This is a genomic window from Ruminococcus sp. AF17-22AC (assembly GCF_003460065.1).
Classification (GTDB): Bacteria; Bacillota; Clostridia; order Lachnospirales; family Lachnospiraceae; genus Blautia_A.
Genome location: NZ_QRXT01000002.1, coordinates 86,253 through 104,275, shown reverse-complemented (window position 1 = coordinate 104,275; position 18,023 = coordinate 86,253). Strand labels below are relative to the sequence as shown.

Here is an 18,023-nt window from a genome sequence, read left to right as displayed (position 1 = left end):
GGAGATAACATTTATGGCAAACGAAACAATGAACCTGAACACCCCTATTTTAACCCTTGACTCCGATACTGTATTAGAAACTGCTCAATCAAAAGCGGATTTAATCTGGCATGACATCCAAAATGCCTATCGTACCCGGAAAATTCTCACCGGCATTCTGGGCGGTATTGAAAAGACCGAAGCCGGCAGCTTAATAGCAATTATTTACTATAAGGATTACCGGGCTGTCATCCCTATCTCGGAAATGATGATCAATCTGGTCCAAGATGAAGCCCATGACTACGGTGACATTTCCCTCCGCCAGAATAAGGTTCTGAATAATATGCTTGGCTGCGAAATTGATTTCATTATCAAAGGTCTGGATACCAAATCCAGAAGCATCGTTGCCAGCCGGAAAGATGCTATGCTGAAAAAACGTCAGATTTTCTATTTTGATCAGGACTCTTCCGGGCAGACTAAAATCCATGAAGACCGTATTGTACAGGCCAGGGTCATTGCCGTTGCTGAAAAAGTAGTCCGGGCAGAAATCTTTGGTGTAGAAACTTCCATCCTTGCAAGAGATCTGTCTTTTGACTGGCTGGGTGATGCCAGGGAGCGATTCCAGGTAGGGGAACACATTTTGGTACGTATTCTGAACGTAGATGGAGATTCCCCTGAAACGCTCTCCATCCATGCAGATGTAAAAAGCGTGGAAGGCAACACCAGCAAAGAAAATCTGAAAAATTGTCGGGTACAGGGAAAATATGCCGGAACGGTGGAAGACATCCACAAAGGAACTGTTTTTGTCCGGTTAGAATTGGGCGTCAACGCCATTGCTCATAGTTGCTACGACAGCCGCACCGTTGGAAAGAAAGATAAGGTGTCCTTTGTTGTGACACATATTGATGAAGAACGGAATGTTGCAGTTGGAATTATCACTCGGATTATTAAACAGAATATTTAACATCAAGATGGAGTAAAAAACTATTTTCTATCATTATGAACGATAAAAGGATAGGTAGTGTAAAATAGTTTGTGTTTTTGGTAAAAAATAACTCCTTTTTGGTAAGAATTCAGATATGACAATTCTTATCGAAAAGGAGTATTTTTTATGGCAGTTGCAAAGGAACAAATTCGACAGATTATCTCAGAAAACAACATTAATAGCGTTGCAGATATATACACACTTCTGAAAGACAGTTTCAAGGATATCCTGCAGGAACTGATGGAGGCAGAACTGGATGCAACTCTTGGCTACGAGAAAAACCATAAGGGAGATCTACAGACAGACAATAAAAGAAATGGTCATTCTACAAAAAACTTAAAGAGTCAGTACGGTGAATTTCAAATCGACGTACCAAGAGACCGTAACGGTGAGTTTGAACCAAAACTCATCCCTAAATACCAGAGAGATATTTCCGGGATTGAGGAAAAAGTGATATCTTTATATGCCCGTGGTATGAGTACACGTGACATCCACGACCAGCTTCAGGATCTTTATGGGATTGAGCTGTCAGCTGAAATGGTCAGCAAGATCACAGACAAGATACTTCCTCAGGTTAAAGAATGGCAGTCCCGTCCTCTGAACCCGGTTTATCCGTTTGTCTTTATGGACTGTATTCATTATAAAGTACGTGAGGATGGCAGGATCCTGAGTCGTGCTGCGTATGTAGTGCTTGGTGTTACAGTGGAGGGATACAAAGATATTCTCAGCATCACAGTAGGTGCAAATGAAACCAGCAAGTTCTGGCTTGGAATGCTCAATGATCTTAAGAACCGCGGAGTAAAAGATGTTCTTTTCTTCTGCGTGGATGGTCTTCCGGGTTTTAAAGAAGCTATTCAGGCAGTCTATCCGCAGGCAGAGATCCAGAGATGTGTGATCCATATGCTCCGCAATTCTTTCAAATATGTAAATTATAATGATCTGAAAAAGTTTTCCTCGGATTTCAAAGAAGTGTACAATGCTCCGAACGAAACAGCCGCTTTAACAGAGTTGGAGAACATGAAAGAAAAATGGGGGAAGAAATATCCGTATGCGATCAGTAACTGGGAAAATAATTGGGAAGATGTAAGTTCCTTTTTCCAGTTTTCTAATGATATCAGGCGTATTATGTACACGACAAATATCATAGAAGGATTAAACGTAAGCGCTTAATTCTTGGGTAACTATACATTTGCCGTTTTGTAGTTCATAATGATTGATAGTAAATAGTTTTTTACTCCACTTCGTAGATAGGAAGTGGTCAATTACTATACTTGGAGGTTTCATTATGAGCAGTAAACGTGCCCCAGGGCGTTCTCTGGATGAATGGATGGAACTGGTGATCCAGTGCAGACAGAGCGGGCTTACTGATGCCGCATGGTGTAATGAACACGGGATCTCTCCCAGCTGTTTTTACAATGCGGTCACACGCCTGCGTAAAAAGGCCTGTCAGATCCCAGAATCGGCTAACAAAGCCAGTACCCTTGATCTTACATCCCATAAACAGGATGTGGTCCAGATCGCTATAGAGCCGGAAACTCCTCCGGCAGAACTGGTTTCAGATAAAGATAACAGTTCCATGTACCTTGATAATCCACATACGATCGAGATCGAAGCCAGAGGACTGATGATCCGGATGAGCAATACCGTTCATCCTTCCCTTCTGAAGATCCTGATGGATGCGCTGAAGGAGCCATTATGTTAGCGGATATCTCAAATGTCGATGCCATTTATATCGTCTGCGGCAGAACAGATATGCGCAAATCTATTGATGGATTATGTGCGATCATCCAGGATCAGTTTTCCATGGAGATCGACCACGCACTTTATCTTTTCTGTGGCCGAAGATGTGACAGGATCAAAGCCATCTTAAAAGAACCTGACGGGATCGTTATGATCTACAAAAGACTGACAGCCCAGGGTTCTTACCGATGGCCAAGAAATAAATCAGAAGTCCGGAACCTCACATGGAGGGAATTCGACTGGCTGATGTCAGGCATTGATATTGAGCAGCCGAAAGCGATCAAAACATCCTGTGCAAGGTAATAAAACCGCTTGTTTTCCCTGTACGTTCAGCATTTTTTAGGGTGCACTGTTTTCCTGTTGTACTGGCAGCACTGTCTGTTTTCTGATATAATAGAGATATCAAAAGCAGGAGGAAAAAGCAGTGGCAGACAGTTCCAAAGATATCCAGCTGCGTGAGCTGAAAGATATGATCACAGAGCTGAAAAATTTAATAAAAACTCTTCAGGCAACTGTCGATGCCGGAAATAAACGGGAGGAAGCCCTTACACAGGAGCGTGATAACCTGAAAGAAGAAGTGGAACTTCTCCGTAAAAAACTCTTTGGCACTTCCAGCGAAAAACGTTCCGCCGATCTTCCGGGACAGCTGAACCTTTTCAACGAAGCTGAAATGGAACAGGATCCTGCGGCCGCTGAAGCCGAGGAGATGGCTGCACTGCTTCCCGAAAAAAAGAGGAACGCCCGCGCAACAAATGCAGAACGTTTTAAGGGTCTGCCTGTAAAAAAGGAATATTTGGATATCCCGGAAAAGGACAGGTTCTGCCCGGCCTGTAATGCCCCGCTGAAAAGGATCGGTGAGGAGTTTGTACGCCGTGAACTGGTCTTTATCCCGGCAAAGCTGAAAGTCATCGAATACTACAGTGTCAGCTATGAATGCCCGGAATGCAGTAAACGCGGTCTTTCTGTTATCAAAAAAGGAAAAGATGGAAAACCGCATTTGCTCTATGGGATGGCTTCGGCTGGCACAATTGCATGGGTGATGTACCAGAAGTTCTGCAACAGCCTGCCCTACTGCCGTCAGGAAAAAGACTGGAAACAGTATGGTGCATCCATCACAAGGGCAACCATGGCAAACTGGGTTATCCTTAATTCAGATGCATTCTTTCGTCCGATGTATGAATACTTCCGCCGGAAACTGCTGGAGCGGGAATTCGCAATGGCAGACGAAACGCCCCTGCAGGTACTGCATGAACCGGGGCGCCGGGCCCAGTCGAAATCCTATATGTGGCTTTTCCGCAGCGGGGAAGATGGTGGTGTACCAATCATCCTCTATAAATACTCGGAAACCCGCGCCGGGGATAACGCGGTTGAATTCCTGCAGGGATTCAAAGGCTACCTGATGTGCGATGGGTATAGCGGGTACAACAAAGTGCCGGATGCAAAACGTACTGCCTGTTGGGCACATATACGCAGGTACCTGGTGGATGCAGTCCCGAAAGGGAAAAACCTGGATTACGGCCAGCCTGCTGTGCAGGGTATCCTGTATATCGACCGTCTCTTCCGTCTGGAAGAAACGATCAAGGCAAAAAGTACAACCTTCGATTCTCTCAAAAAAGCACGCCTTGAAAAAGAAGTGCCTGTCATTGAGGGCTTTTTGTCGTGGCTTGACATGCAGAAACCTACCCGGGGATCCCGGATGGATAAGGCAGTCACCTATATCCAAAACCGCCGCTCCTATCTTATGACCTATCTGGAAGATGGCAGATGTAGTTTTTCTAATAATCTCAGTGAGAATGCGATCCGCCCCTTTACAGTAGGCCGTAAAAACTGGCTGTTCTGTGATACTCCGAACGGTGCACAGGCCAGTGCCATTGTTTATACTATGGTAGAAATGGCAAAGGCAAATGGAGTAAACGTCTATCACTATCTGACTTATCTACTTGAGAAACAGCCTAATGATAGTATGAGTGACGAGGAGCTGGATCAGCTGGCTCCATGGAATGAAGATGTCAAGGCAGAACTCAAACGACTGGTAGAAAACTCCAACGAATAATCAATTATATGTGAATTGTCAAGGTACTCCGACTGCTGAAAAGTAGTCGGATATTTTTCTGGTAATACCTGAAAATTAAGCGCTTACGATTAAACCGCCAGTATCGGAAAGTCACGAAAACAAAAAGCGTATTCCCAAGTGATTCTGCATTAGAAAAGATGCTGTATCTTGCCAGCGAGAACGTAGTCAAAAAGTGGACGCAGAGATACCGGAACTGGGATCAGGTATTGAATCAGCTGATCGTCCTTTATGGAGAACGGCTTACCACTTATCTGTAAGAGAAAAGAAAAGCAGGAATGGGAAGCTCTTTTAAGCCCCTCATTCCTGCTCTCTGTCTATTCCTTCGGCATTTATATTATTGCCAGAAATTTCCGATTCTATTCCAGAGGTCGGGTGTGGGCAGAGCCCACAAAAGGTAATAATCATGATGCCTTACTTGTTATGCAAAAAAATCGAAAATGATGTATATAATTTTCCTACATGGCAATACTGTAAGTACAAAGATATATTCGACAGCCGCATAATCATTAATTCGACAGCAAAATTTTACATATCTATTTCTTATCAAAAAGATTTACTTTCCATAGACACAAGAATTTTTACACCCTCAAAGGATAAAATTGGAAGTTACTCAAAATTAAGCACCTACGTCTCAAACTAAAATAAAGTAAAACGCTTGCATCTATCATTTTAGGTGCAAGCGTAATTAAGGAGAGTATGGGCTTTATCCTGTTTCAGGCATCTGCTATGCAGGTGGAAACAACGGGTTATTCACCCTGAAAAACCCAAAGCCTTAACTGACTGAATTTTCACCAAAAGTTATCAAACAAGCTCTGGAAAGTTGCCAACATTTCTCTTATACTCTTCTCGTTTTAGACTTCCCCAACTTTTCGCACATTATAAAATATTTTCTTGTCCCTATTATATAACCTCAACTACAACTCATAAGAAGTATAGATTAAATCTCTATTAAAAAATCATTTGAATATTACTCTAAATCAAACAATACTCCAGTATATGCTAATCGTATCCCTTTATTTGCATAATATTTTATCAATTCTTCAACAGCTCTAATATCCTTTATTTCAATATTAGGATGTGTTTCCATAAAATATTCTCTATTAATAAACCATAATGGATCATCAAATATACTTTCGTTAACCTCTATTCCATAGTTTTGTCTTTCATCCCACAAGTCAGAAGGCATTAACCACAACCAATTAATATTTGCTAAAATTTTAAAATTATCATATAAATAGGCTGCTGTAGAAATTGTACTTTTTATTTCCGTAATTGTTTCCCAAGGAAATCCTATAATAAAAGAAAAAAAAGCTTTGTCTTGTAGATCCAACTCATATAAATGTTCCGCACATTCCTCTAACTGTGCTATAGTAATCCCTTTTCTAACTTTTTTAAGCCCTTCATTGTAACCAGCTTCTACACCAATTTGAATATTATCTATAATTTTCTCGGGAATATTTTCCAAAAATCCAACCTGCATTAAATCAGTTACCCTAGCCTCAAATGATATTCTTAGATCCAAACTCTTTTTTGAAAGTAAATTCAAAATATTCTTAGCTCTTTTAACATCTGCCGTAAAACAGTCATCGACAAAGTATATTTTCGCATAATTACTTTTTGTTTTTTCTTTTATAGTTTCTACTTGAGACATAATATTATTTACAACATATTGCTCCGTCAATCCTCTCCATATATGTTTGTACAAAACAGAACAAAAAACGCATCTAAATCTGCAGCCTCTAGAAGTTTCTAACCCTATACACCCATAACTATTTTTAGGTACTTTAGAATAGTCAACGTTTTTAATTTCCTGCAACTCCTTGATTTCCATTAATTCATTTTTTACAGTTTCTACTACTTGTTCCCCATCATAAAACACAATGTTGGGAATTTTTTTTAACTCATTATAATTCTTTACATTTTGTATTACACTTACAATATTCTTTTCTCCTTCTCCTTTCAAGGCTATTAAATACGGCATACCTGTAATTATATATCTTGCAAAATAAGATACATGAATCCCTCCTACACAAATAGGTATATTGGGAAACTCTTCATGTATTTGTTGTATCATTTCTTTGGTTACACCCCAATTCCCCGTTGTAGCAGAAAACAAAATAGCATCATACTCTTTATTGTCAAATAAATTTCCAATAAATTTTTTAGCTTCTACATTCGTATCAAAATATTGTGACCTAGAAATTATGGACGGATCCACAATATCCACCTCAATTCCATTATCTTCTAAAATGGTAGCTAAATAATAAAGTGCCAGTGGTGGCATTGAGCGCATTCCAATTGTATTACATTTTGGATGAACCGGCAAAAATAAATATAATACTTTCATATATTCCTACTCTCCGCTAATTTCTATTGCATTTTTCAATAATGTTTCTTGCTTTTAAAGTTCCACACGCTTCCGCTAAGCTTTCTATTGCTTCTACTCTTGGCAAATAGTTTGCTACATTCTTATTTTCTTCGCAAAGTTTTTGATATATTTCTTCTATTGTCAATTTACCATCTATCTTTTTTATAAATGTTAATGTTGCATCATCTAACTGCGCAATTATTTTTCCGTTTCTACAAATGGCATAATATTGGGGAAACTTTTGGATTTGAAAGTCTTTATTATTTTTTAAAACTGGAACATCATCTTTTGACCATGTGGTTGTCATATTGATGACTTCTATGCTTCCCTGTGCCGGCTGCGTTCTTTCTACTTTTAAATAATAGTTATACACAGAAGTCGCATTAACTTTTTTTATCCAGTCTTTATATTTTTCAAACAATTCATCAGCATTTTTACCATTCATTTTACCCATATTTATAGCAACATAAGATGATCTTCTTAAATGTGCCTCAATTGAGAATTTAAAATCTAAAATCACCGTTATTTTAAAATCATTGCCTAATTCTGTACGTAACTCATCTATTAAAAACGGTTCTTTTTCTGTCCCTATTGCTTCTCCTACCATATATGCTCGCCCATTGATATTTAAATGCCTTTTATACCCCCGTATAATATTCAATGTAATTTCTAAACCATTTTCTCCCCCATTTCCTGCTATTGGAAAATTCCAGTCTTGTGGCACAGCAATAAAAGGTGGATTTACATATATTTCATCAAATGTTGTATTACCAAGATTTTCATATAAAGATCCTTCTTTCACTCTTACCTTATCCTCAACATTATTTAAAACAATGTTAAATTTTGTAAAGGGAATTGTTTTATGATTAATTTCTACCAAGGTAACACTATTAGCCTTATTAGCAGCACAAATTCCTTGAATTCCACTTCCGGCACATAGGTCTAAAACTTTATCTACTCGTTTAGATGTTATATTCTCTGTTAATCTATATGTATCCATGCCTATATAAACAGATGGATCCTTTATCCTGCAATTAGGATTATTATAAGGTAATCCCACTAAAAAATATTTATCCAAAAAGGAAATTATAATATAACTGTCCGTCTGAACATAACCATCACTTTTTATAACAATCCCTAATTCAATCAATAAATTCAGGAACTCGGTACCAATTGTATTTTCAATCTCATTTAATTCAATCTTATCTCCTAGCAATAATAATTTCAACAATACTCTTTTGTCTTTTTTTAGCTTTAACAATTCTAATTGAATATTATCATATTCATTTGGTAAGGGATTAAAAAAATAATTCTGATGCTGCCTGATTTTTTGGTTTAATGTGTCATAGCAAGTATCATCTAAATAATTTCTTAATTTTTTAATTTTTTCTATATTTATTCTTATCATTGTTTTCTCCTTGTCAATCATGTTTAACAGAATCTCTTAAGCAAAATAGTCCTATATATTCTAAACTCATTTTAAAGAATAAGACCTTTGATTTACTTTTCTCTGCATTACAATTTATCTTATAATTATTTATACATGCTTATAAAACACTTCAAAATTTTCTAATTTTTCTTTCGATTTTTCTAATCATTAAAACACACATAATTATTTGTGCCATACAAACCCATGGAGTAATAAATGAACCTATGCTTTCATATCTTAATATAATATCAATTATACTTGTTAATATTAAAATTACAAATCCATATCTAAACATAATTTTACCAGCATATATATTGGCTTTCTTAAAAATGGTTTCATTTTTCATTGCCGCAGGTGTCCTCCAACCAATCCACCTATTTTTTTTTGGCGTCTTTGTTTTCATCCCCATTCCTAATCCAACAAGCAGAATTGGAATGCAAAGTGTGAAGAATATTTCTAAATTACTCATAATTATCTCCTTTTCTACTCAGAGAGAGTTAGAAGAACCTCATTTCAATAATAATATTCTGTCTAAACTCTCTCCACTAGCTCACCATCATTTCACTGTAAATACAGCTCCAACAACTGCTAATACTACTACTGCAACACCTGCCAATGTTGCAACAGCCGCATTTGCATATCCTATAGCATTGGCTACGCCCTCAGCGTTTCCTACCCAATTTGTATTGGCTGCTACAGATCCTCTCTGTCCATCTTGAGCCAAACTGTACATTTCCGGACTTTCATACATACGTATCACCTCCTACTGAAAAGTATTTATGGTTAATATTCCTCACAATCAGTAAGGTATTACCATACTATCGTTTAATTCGTCCAAGGAACAGACTTAATAAAAATAATCGTATATTAGTACATCTTGTCCAATTGTCAGTTCATCTTTTAATTCTGCTACTTTAATAAAAGATAATTCTATTAAGCTCTGAATAAGCTCTTTATATATCTCTGTATCTTTATTTTCAAAACTAATACGTATCTTTTTACTATCCTTTTTCACCTCATTTTTATAATTGATTAAAACACTGCCAATAAAATCTTTTAAAACTTGCTGGTTGAAACTCTTCGTTAAAACTATCTTTCCTATAAATGATGTTTGATTTATGTAAACTTTTCCATTTACAATACTAATAACTCCATAGATTTCATCCTCTTTTCTAAGTAAATAATAATCTTCCACATACATAAATACTTTTGCACGAATACTGATTGCATTATACAATTCTTCAGGTGTATTATAATCTCTCATATCTAAAATAGTATCTTGATCGTTTAAAATTTTATAAATTAACTTTAAATCACCTTCACTACATCTATATATTTCAAAATCATTTATTCTTTTTATGTCGTGTCCTTTATACATTTTTTCTACTCCTCTCACTTTAATAATTTCTCGCCTTTCTCCCTCATATAAAAAAGAATACACATCGTTCTCTACCACGTCCTTTTCTACCTCTGGATATTTTTGTATCATTAAATTTATTATTTCTTCTACTGTTCTCTTATTATTTATAAATTCTAAGATTTCCTTTCCTTGCTCATTAATAATAATAGCATCATCGTATGTTTTACCATTTTGAATTATCAATTCACTGTTTTTTAGTTCTTCTCTAACAAAAGCATTTTTAATCCTTTTCAAAACTATGCAATCTTTACATTTTCTATCAAACATCTTTCTCTCCTATTTATATAATTTTTCAAGTGTAAATTCTTCAAGATGATGCATTATATCATCATCTACTAAATCTATTTCAATATTATCTTCATAAAAAATTTTCGGCAGCTCTTGTAAATCGTATTTCATATCTTCTATACAAACCACAAACTCCGCAAGTTCTCTAATTACAGGAATATCCCAAACTTTTCCTAATCCTGCTTTCCAATAATCTTTTAGAGAATGTCTTTTTAGATTTCCCACTGTTACTGGAATATAAGCTGAAGCTGTAAGATTGCCATCTGACTTTATCTCTGAAAATATATTATTTTTAAAATTTAATGTAGTAAATCTTCTGAGATGATCTAAAGGATCACTCCAATCTATTCTAAACTTGTTATTATAATCTCTCTTAGCGTTAAATCTTTCGATATATGCAACTAATTCTCTATATTCCTCTTCCGATGCAAATAATTCACTTTTTCCTTCAACCGCTTTTCCCAATGGCATCAAAGGCTGAACTTTAATTTCCCTTAGATTTTCAAATTTTTGAAGCAATTCAACTACCTCTGGAAATTGCTTGATATTAAATTGTGTCGGACTAAAAGCAACTGCCGAGGAAATTCCTGCATCATCAATAAAATTTAAAGCATCCAATACTTTTTCATAAATTCCATTAATCCCTCTCATACGTTCATGCGTTTTTGCATCTTTTCCGTCCAGACTAAGTTGTATATGTGTAAGACCAGCATTTCGTAAACTTATTACTCTATCTTTAGTTAAAAACCAACCATTTGTAACCATTGCTATATTCGGGACTCCACCATTTTTTAAGACTTCTGTTGCTCGCAAAACTAAATCATATTTCATCATTGGTTCGCCTCCACAAAAGCATGTAGAAAATGGTTTTATCACTGCTATTTCTTTAAATATTTCTAACATTTCTCTGTCTGAAATCTCGTTACGCAACAATCCGTTCCCACTCCTATTAAAACAATGCAAACATTTTGCATTACATTTATTAGTAATATCTATCGCTATGTGTAATGGTCCTGATAAAATATCACTTTTATCAAATTCCTGGAACCTATTTTCTTCTAAATTTTTATATTTATAATATTTACCCATCTCCCATTATACAGATGCACAATACATCTTTCTCCTTTCCACTACTTTAGTGTTCTAAATTTTATATAATATTGAATTATTCATAAAGCCTTGCAAATGTTTCACTTTTCTACACAATACTAAATGCTGCAATATTTCTACGTTTTCATTATTTTCACCTTCTCTACTAAATTTTTAGATATTTTTATTTTCATATCAGCTTTATTAATAACCATTTCGTCATGGCTTATTATTAAGACTATTTTTTTCTTCTTTATTTCCAATAAAAAATCTAAAAATAAATTAGCAATTTCTATACTAAGATTTGTGGTAGGTTCATCCAACAAATATATATCTGCTTTTTTCAAAATAGTTCTCAAACATAAAACTATTTGTCTTTCTCCATCTGAAATCTGCTGCAAATTTTTCTTTCTTAGCTCTTCTAAGTGAATTTTATTTAATAATTCTCCTCCACCTATTTGTATTATTTCGTCTTTAATTTTCTTTAAAGAATTCTTATCCAAAAATTTACATAAATATTCTTCGACATTCATATATGGAACTTTTTCATTCTGTAGCATAACTGATATATTATTTTTCCTTAAATAGAATTTATCTATTTTCCCTAAATTTTCATCTGAATAATAAACATTCCCTGTATATTCATTAAATAATCCCAACATTCCTTTTAAAAATGTTGTTTTACCTATCCCATTTTCTCCAGTAACAACATACATATTATTCACTTCTAGCTTTTCGTTAAAGCAAAAAAGATTTCTTATACAAAAATTCTTTATATCTATTTCTTTTATTTTTTCCAGACAGACTGTCCCATTATTTTCAAGCGGAATACTAAAAATTTCATTTATACGGTCAATAGAACTTTTCACGTCTTGATATTCTTTTCCCAATCCGAAAAAGTATTTAATCAGCGTTAAAAGATTTAAAAAATATATATTAATTATTGTATATTGGCCAATTGATAATTGACCTTTCAAAACTAATGCCCCTCCCAATATTAGGGTTATTGCTTGGAAACACACACAAACAATTTGATCCAATGTTTGAAATAGAAGTCCGACTTGATATGCTTTATATGCATGCCAAAAAAAACTCTTATAACTGCTATTTAAAACTTTTCCAAATATATTAAAAATAGAATGCACTTTAATTTCTTCACGTAATACTAATTGCTCATTCAACGTATTAAAAAAATCACTTTGATTTTCCTTAAATTTGTAATTTCTTTCATAAATTTCCCCTTTTAAAAGCAAATAAATAAAAATATATATAAGAATAAATACTCCTGTAACCCCAAAAATCGGTTTACTTAAATAAAATAACAAACTTATCAGAAAAAACATTACGAATAAATTAATAGTAGCAGTAATAATTTTATCAAAAAAGAAATCAACCACTATTCTACTATCCGAATTTAAGCGTTGCGTCATATATGTAGGTTCATATTCAATCTCTAAAGGAATTTTCTGCAGATGGAGTATGCCCCGACTATTTATTTCAAATGAAATATTATTCTTAACCTTCATTATTTTTAAGTTATATATATATGACAAAAATAGTGAAATAATCCCCACCCCAGCAATAGTTATTGCGTATTTTATGACCTCTTCAACATTCTTTATGTCTATAAGCATATCAACAAACATTCCGTTCATATACGGTAATAAAGTAGATAATATAACCGATATGAATTGTATTACTAAAATTGTTACTAGAAGGTATCTTCTTATTTTTAAACTATCCTTTAATAATTTATACAATGTTTTATCTCCTCATTAATTTTTATAAAATTAAAAATCAAGTCAGCATAGCCACATAAAAAATTTATTATCTAAATATGCTATGTACTTATCATTTCGTTTAAAATTTCTATTTAATATTTTTAAAAATAATGATAATAGAATTTTATTATTATGGTATTCATAGTACCAAGTAATACAAATAAAGTTTGATATCTGCTTTATATCTATTATGATCTTGTTTTTACGTTTACTTGATAAAGCAATAAATAGAAAAAGATAATAATTAATTTTGTAGAAGCATTTTTGTTCTACAATCCCTTCTGGTATCTCTGTCAAACTTTTATTTTCATCAAGTCGAATTACTATACGTTTTTTTATAATAGATTCCATGGAAATATACTCTATTAGTTTTTTAACACTTATCATATTTATTTTCACCATTCCAATATAATTATTAGCACATTTTAATACTTTTCCTAAACCATAAAGTCAACCTTTAAGATCCACTATTCTGTAAAATAGAACCTGCCTCCCGATTGATAATTTTGTTCTACCAGTTCCAAGATTAGTGAATTCATAACTCTACCACACATAATAATCAACACTATATATTCTAATTAGACTCTTATTGAGAAAATTGATTATTTTTTGTTTTTCCCACATTACAATATTTTCTATATTTTGCCCATATTTTTTGTCTAAATCGAACTTTTTTCTTCCTATATGGCATATTTATTTCTTATGTTTTGTCCCAACTTGGCACACTTCTGCGATTTACAGGGAAATCTACCCATGTTAAAATGATACTGTCAAAATTGTATGTAGCGAAAACGCAGCTTTCCAGGGAATGCCTCTTCTCTGGTGCAAGCTGCGTTTTTTCGTGCATGGAAAGGAGTATTACAACTAAATATAGAATAAGCGTTCCTCCGTATTGACCGGACGGAAGCTTCTATGAGGCAGGAAAACTATAAGCCAGGGCAAAGTGAAAGATCTCACTTTGCCCTCTTTTTATGAAGGAGGTTCATTTACTTGAAAAACCATACTCACAAAGAAGCACCACCGGGCATGAAACATCATTGGAACTATGGCAAATATCTCTATACTGCCTTCCTTGTCTTTACTCTGATTGCCTGTAATGTACAACCCGTTATGGCTGCTACCATCTGGGACAAAGCTTCAGAAATCATGAAAGACGTATATAACCAGATTATCCTGATTTCCACCATTGCGGCTGTTGTAACTGCATCGGTTGCTTTGCTTTTGATGAATTTTTCCAAATCCGGAAAAACCGTGGATGAATCCAGGGCATGGCTCAAACGAATCATCATTACATGGGCTATTCTCAATGGTCTGGGATTTATCATGGCTTACATCACTCCGTTCTTTGCCGGCGGGCAGTGGAATGGATAATGCAGATAAGGAGGTGGCTCTGTCATGGGAATACTTGACGGAATTGTAGAATGGATTGCCGAACAGGTCATGAACATTCTGGATTTGATTACTACTTCTGTTCTGGGTGCACTGGGATGTTCCATGGATACTTTTCTCCGGTATTTTCCAGCAGCGGAAACAATGTACCAGATTTTTCTGGCACTGGCTATCGGACTCATCCTTTTAAACTGGGTTTGGCAGCTTTTTAAGAATTATTTTATGGGGACAGGGATTGACGCTGAAGATCCAATCAAATTATCACTGCGGACATTTATGTTCCTTTTCCTGACATTCTATGCCAAAGACATTGTGGATCTTCTATTGAATATTGCAGGAACCCCGTATAGCTGGATTCTGACTGAAGATCTTCCACCACTGGAATTTGCCAAGTTTAATTCTGTAATCACAGTCATCCTGGGAGTATGTGCCAACGGTGCTGTTGCCATTGTTGCCCTCATACTGGTACTGATCCTTGCCTGGAATTACATCAAGCTGCTTTTTGAAGCTGCGGAACGTTATATACTGCTTGGAGTTCTGGTCTACACCGCACCTGTTGCATTTTCCACAGGTGCTTCCCAGGCTACTGGAAATATTTTTAAGAGCTGGTGCCGTATGCTCGGCGGACAGTTCTTTTTGCTTTTAATGAACGCCTGGTGTTTGCGGCTGTTTACTTCCATGGTGGGAACATTCCTTGCAAACCCTTTATCACTCTAGGAAGGAGGAGATTATGAAACATAAGAAAACACTGCTCTGCAGCCTGCTATTGATTTCTTGTCTGATTCTTGTAACATCCATGCCGGTCTTTGCCGCAGAACTCACAGAAGCAGAGGTACAGCAAGCTGTAGATGCACAGGGAAAAGAAACGGTCACCGGTAATGTCTTTATCTGGTTTCTGTGTGCCATTGCTTTTTTGAAGGTTTCTCAAAAGATTGACAGCTTTATGGCAAGTCTGGGAGTCAATGTTGGAAATACTGGTGGAAATATGATGGCTGAACTTTTAATCGCCGGAAGAGGTCTTGCAAGTTCCTTTCGGGGGCATGGCGGTGGAAGCCATAGCAGTTCCCATTCTTCCTCTCCCGGAAGTGCTGCAGTACAAAGTTCTTTCCTATCCGGAGGATTAGCCGGAGCCGTTGGAAGGCAGACAGAGCGTTCTGCGGTAAATGCAGCCACCGGATATACCGAAGGACCAAGTATCGGAAATGCACTTTATCAGTCTTCCCTTGAAAAGGGCGGAGATTTTGCTAATAACGTTATCAGCAATATTGCTCAAGGAAACTATGGTCAAGTTGGCTCAATCAAAGGTGATGGAGCTGTTTCTGCATTTCAATCCTACATGGGAATTCAAAATGAAGATAAAACGGATCATTCCTATACCAATGTTGAGATTGGCGGCGGCAGGATAACAGGAGTTGAGTCCGGTTCCAATGGGGACAGCCGGGAATTTGCTATGTACCATGCCGATCAATATACGGCTCCTACCCAGGGAACCTATGAAACTGTGCAATCTGTAGACGGAGCTACCTGGTACAAGCAATATGCCGAAAATACGGTATCCAAAATCCCTTATGATGCTGGCGATGGAAAAATAGCCTACAACGAATCCATTGTCCAAAAGCTTCCTCCTACTCCTCCAAGAAAGGATCGGATTTAGTAATGGATACAGAACGTTCTGGACTTGACGAAGCAATGGATGTAGGCTCCAGTACCGTTTCTCACCTAAAGTCCTTAAAAACAGCAGCCACTTTCTCCAAAGCAGGATATGGTGCCGCCCTTGGCGGACCTTTCACAGCAGCAATTGGAGCCGTCATAGCCAACCGGAATCAGCTCGCTAAAATTCTTCTTGTTATTCTCGCCATACTGCTGCTCCCGGTTTTATTTATTGTGATGCTCCCTGGTCTGATCTTTGGAAGCCTGACCGAGCAAAGTGATGTACTAAACAGCAACTCTATGATCAGTGAAAACATCCGTGCTTCCCGTGAAGCCATCGTTGAAGTGTTAGAAGAAAGCCATGAAGACATTCTGGCAGAGATCCATGCAGCAATTTCCCGTCTTCCACAAGGTGATACTGCATCCATCAATGATCCCTATACATACAGCATCTCCGTCAATGCCAATCTGCTGATTTCACAATTTTGTGCCAGCCAGGATGACTATAAAAACATCAACCTAAACCAATTAAAGAAACTCATCCGTGAAAACAAAGAAGGACTTTTTTCTTATGATGTAGCAACCGAAACAGTTACCATGGAAGTTACCGTTGATGGCGGTGCAGAAGGAGAAGCCGGCACAGAACAGGGACAGGCACAAACACAGACGGTTACTTTTACGAAACACACCTATACCGTTGTTTATGCTGGGGATTCCTATTTTGCAGACCATGTATTCCATCTTACAGACAAGCAGAAAGAACTTGCCAAAAACTATGCAGAAAATCTGACTGCTTTCTTTGGAACTGCTTCTTCCGGCATAGTAGCTGCTATCAATCTTAGTGATGAGGTATTGTCCTACCGCCCTGCTGTAGAAAGAGCCGCTGCGAAATATGGTATGAGTGATTATGTGGATTTAATTCTGGCAGTCATGATGCAGGAATCTGGCGGACGAGGGCTGGATGTTATGCAAGCAGCGGAAGGTGGATTTAATACCCGCTATCCCCATGTGCCAAATGGGATTACAGATCCTGAATACTCCATTGAATGTGGTATTCAGGAATTAAAATATGCCCTCGACAAAGCCGGCTGTACCGGACCTACGGACTTAGACCGGATTAAACTGGCTCTTCAGGGTTACAACTACGGTTCTGCATACATTGACTGGGCAATGGAGCGTGACGGTGGATATACCAAAGAAAATGCGATTGCCTACTCTGATATGATGTGTGCAAGACCAAGCTGGCCTTATGACCGGTATGGTGATAAAGAATATGTGGAGCATGTCCTTCGGTATTACCAAATTACTGCCAGTGGCGGCAGCTATCCCGCAAACGGCATGCAGATTCCACACTATCTCCAGACAGACTATGGAAACATTCCATACGGCGGGGGTTCCATCGCCAGCAGCGGATGCGGTCCGACAAGCTTTGCTATGATTGCCAGTTATCTTACAGGCACTACCATTACACCTATTGATGCAATATCCTGGTGCGGAAATTCCTATTACAAACCAGGAGTCGGCACTTACTGGTCTTATTTCCAGGCAGCGTCCGATCATTTTGGGTGTGGAACTGTCACACAGACCAGTGATCCCAACCAGGTACTTCAGGCTTTATCTGAAGGTCATCCGGTCATCAGTTCCCAAAGAGCTGGGCTTTTTACCAGTGGCGGACATTTTATTGTCCTTCGTGGTGTAACGGCTGGAGGTAAAGTATTAGTCAATGATCCCAATGACAGTTCCTCCAAAAACTACATCAACCGTGAATTCGATATGATGACGGAAGTGCATGCAACCGCAAATGCCTATTGGATCTTCGCTAAAAAATAAA

At 36.9% G+C, this 18,023-nt stretch carries 15 protein-coding genes and 2 pseudogenes; 10 read left to right on the top strand and 7 right to left on the bottom strand.

The genetic code is table 11. The features are described 5' to 3' along the window. The first annotated feature begins 13 nt into the window (after window positions 1-13). The 6 genes and pseudogenes from DWW86_RS03775 to DWW86_RS03750 form a co-directional block, all read left to right on the top strand. A complete protein-coding gene (locus DWW86_RS03775) occupies window positions 14-943 on the top strand; it encodes an RNA-binding protein (RefSeq protein ID WP_117942325.1) in 930 nt (309 codons plus the stop codon). 147 nt (window positions 944-1,090) lie between these two features. Next, window positions 1,091-2,122 (top strand): annotated as a pseudogene (locus DWW86_RS03770) (IS256 family transposase); the annotation flags it as partial. 127 nt (window positions 2,123-2,249) lie between these two features. Continuing rightward, entirely contained in the window at window positions 2,250-2,666 is a 417-nt protein-coding gene (gene tnpA / locus DWW86_RS03765) for an IS66 family insertion sequence element accessory protein TnpA (RefSeq protein WP_117494621.1), read from the top strand. Beyond that, window positions 2,660-3,007 carry an IS66 family insertion sequence element accessory protein TnpB gene (gene tnpB, locus DWW86_RS03760; protein ID WP_117942324.1) on the top strand — a complete coding sequence of 116 codons (348 nt, stop codon included), beginning with the start codon at window positions 2,660-2,662 and terminating at the stop codon, window positions 3,005-3,007. The genes tnpA and tnpB overlap by 7 nt, the downstream gene beginning before the upstream one ends. Before the next feature lie 121 nt (window positions 3,008-3,128). Continuing rightward, window positions 3,129-4,757 (top strand): IS66 family transposase, encoded by a 1,629-nt coding sequence (tnpC, locus tag DWW86_RS03755; protein ID WP_117494623.1) that lies wholly within the window; start codon window positions 3,129-3,131, stop codon window positions 4,755-4,757. A gap of 89 nt (window positions 4,758-4,846) precedes the next feature. Then, window positions 4,847-5,035: pseudogene (locus tag DWW86_RS03750) on the top strand (IS256 family transposase); the annotation flags it as partial. A 710-nt stretch (window positions 5,036-5,745) separates the two neighbouring features. Here DWW86_RS03750 and DWW86_RS03745 read toward each other — a convergent pair. The 7 genes from DWW86_RS03745 to DWW86_RS03715 form a co-directional block, all read right to left on the bottom strand. Then, window positions 5,746-7,125 (bottom strand): B12-binding domain-containing radical SAM protein, encoded by a 1,380-nt coding sequence (locus DWW86_RS03745; protein ID WP_117942323.1) that lies wholly within the window; start codon window positions 7,123-7,125, stop codon window positions 5,746-5,748. A 16-nt stretch (window positions 7,126-7,141) separates the two neighbouring features. Further along, window positions 7,142-8,554: a methyltransferase gene (locus DWW86_RS03740; RefSeq protein ID WP_173819807.1), complete on the bottom strand. Its 1,413-nt coding sequence runs from the start codon at window positions 8,552-8,554 to the stop codon at window positions 7,142-7,144. Window positions 8,555-8,705: 151 nt separating this feature from the next. Continuing rightward, complete coding sequence (locus DWW86_RS03735) at window positions 8,706-9,044, bottom strand: SdpI family protein (protein ID WP_117942321.1); 339 nt, start codon at window positions 9,042-9,044, stop codon at window positions 8,706-8,708. An 87-nt stretch (window positions 9,045-9,131) separates the two neighbouring features. After that, on the bottom strand, window positions 9,132-9,326 hold the full coding sequence (locus tag DWW86_RS03730; RefSeq protein WP_117942320.1) for a hypothetical protein: 195 nt from the start codon (window positions 9,324-9,326) through the stop codon (window positions 9,132-9,134). 96 nt (window positions 9,327-9,422) lie between these two features. After that, window positions 9,423-10,262: a PqqD family protein gene (locus DWW86_RS03725; RefSeq protein ID WP_117942319.1), complete on the bottom strand. Its 840-nt coding sequence runs from the start codon at window positions 10,260-10,262 to the stop codon at window positions 9,423-9,425. A gap of 9 nt (window positions 10,263-10,271) precedes the next feature. Then, a complete protein-coding gene (locus DWW86_RS03720; protein WP_117942318.1) occupies window positions 10,272-11,372 on the bottom strand; it encodes a radical SAM/SPASM domain-containing protein in 1,101 nt (366 codons plus the stop codon). Window positions 11,373-11,509: 137 nt separating this feature from the next. Then, a complete protein-coding gene (locus DWW86_RS03715) occupies window positions 11,510-13,132 on the bottom strand; it encodes an ATP-binding cassette domain-containing protein (protein WP_117942317.1) in 1,623 nt (540 codons plus the stop codon). A 1,011-nt stretch (window positions 13,133-14,143) separates the two neighbouring features. Here DWW86_RS03715 and DWW86_RS03705 point away from each other — a divergent pair. From DWW86_RS03705 to DWW86_RS03690, 4 genes are read left to right on the top strand one after another with little or no spacing between them, the layout of a single operon-like run. Further along, entirely contained in the window at window positions 14,144-14,524 is a 381-nt protein-coding gene (locus DWW86_RS03705; RefSeq protein ID WP_330415505.1) for a fimbrial protein, read from the top strand. A 24-nt stretch (window positions 14,525-14,548) separates the two neighbouring features. Further along, window positions 14,549-15,259 carry a conjugal transfer protein TrbL family protein gene (locus tag DWW86_RS03700; protein WP_055151488.1) on the top strand — a complete coding sequence of 237 codons (711 nt, stop codon included), beginning with the start codon at window positions 14,549-14,551 and terminating at the stop codon, window positions 15,257-15,259. Between the two features lie 13 nt (window positions 15,260-15,272). After that, window positions 15,273-16,196: a hypothetical protein gene (locus DWW86_RS03695; RefSeq protein ID WP_015526852.1), complete on the top strand. Its 924-nt coding sequence runs from the start codon at window positions 15,273-15,275 to the stop codon at window positions 16,194-16,196. Between the two features lie 2 nt (window positions 16,197-16,198). Continuing rightward, window positions 16,199-18,022, top strand: a complete 1,824-nt coding sequence (locus tag DWW86_RS03690; RefSeq protein ID WP_117942315.1) for a lysozyme family protein — start codon at window positions 16,199-16,201, stop codon at window positions 18,020-18,022. Window position 18,023: the final 1 nt, after the last annotated feature.

Coding starts and splice junctions, on each gene's coding strand:
- DWW86_RS03690 (WP_117942315.1), top strand. CDS start 16,199: ATGGATACAGAACGTTCTGGACTTGACGAAGCAATGGATGTAGGCTCC.
- DWW86_RS03695 (WP_015526852.1), top strand. CDS start 15,273: ATGAAACATAAGAAAACACTGCTCTGCAGCCTGCTATTGATTTCTTGT.
- DWW86_RS03745 (WP_117942323.1), bottom strand. CDS start 7,125: ATGAAAGTATTATATTTATTTTTGCCGGTTCATCCAAAATGTAATACA.
- DWW86_RS03725 (WP_117942319.1), bottom strand. CDS start 10,262: ATGTTTGATAGAAAATGTAAAGATTGCATAGTTTTGAAAAGGATTAAA.
- DWW86_RS03700 (WP_055151488.1), top strand. CDS start 14,549: ATGGGAATACTTGACGGAATTGTAGAATGGATTGCCGAACAGGTCATG.
- DWW86_RS03730 (WP_117942320.1), bottom strand. CDS start 9,326: ATGTATGAAAGTCCGGAAATGTACAGTTTGGCTCAAGATGGACAGAGA.
- DWW86_RS03735 (WP_117942321.1), bottom strand. CDS start 9,044: ATGAGTAATTTAGAAATATTCTTCACACTTTGCATTCCAATTCTGCTT.
- tnpA (WP_117494621.1), top strand. CDS start 2,250: ATGAGCAGTAAACGTGCCCCAGGGCGTTCTCTGGATGAATGGATGGAA.
- DWW86_RS03775 (WP_117942325.1), top strand. CDS start 14: ATGGCAAACGAAACAATGAACCTGAACACCCCTATTTTAACCCTTGAC.
- DWW86_RS03720 (WP_117942318.1), bottom strand. CDS start 11,372: ATGGGTAAATATTATAAATATAAAAATTTAGAAGAAAATAGGTTCCAG.
- DWW86_RS03740 (WP_173819807.1), bottom strand. CDS start 8,554: ATGATAAGAATAAATATAGAAAAAATTAAAAAATTAAGAAATTATTTA.
- tnpB (WP_117942324.1), top strand. CDS start 2,660: ATGTTAGCGGATATCTCAAATGTCGATGCCATTTATATCGTCTGCGGC.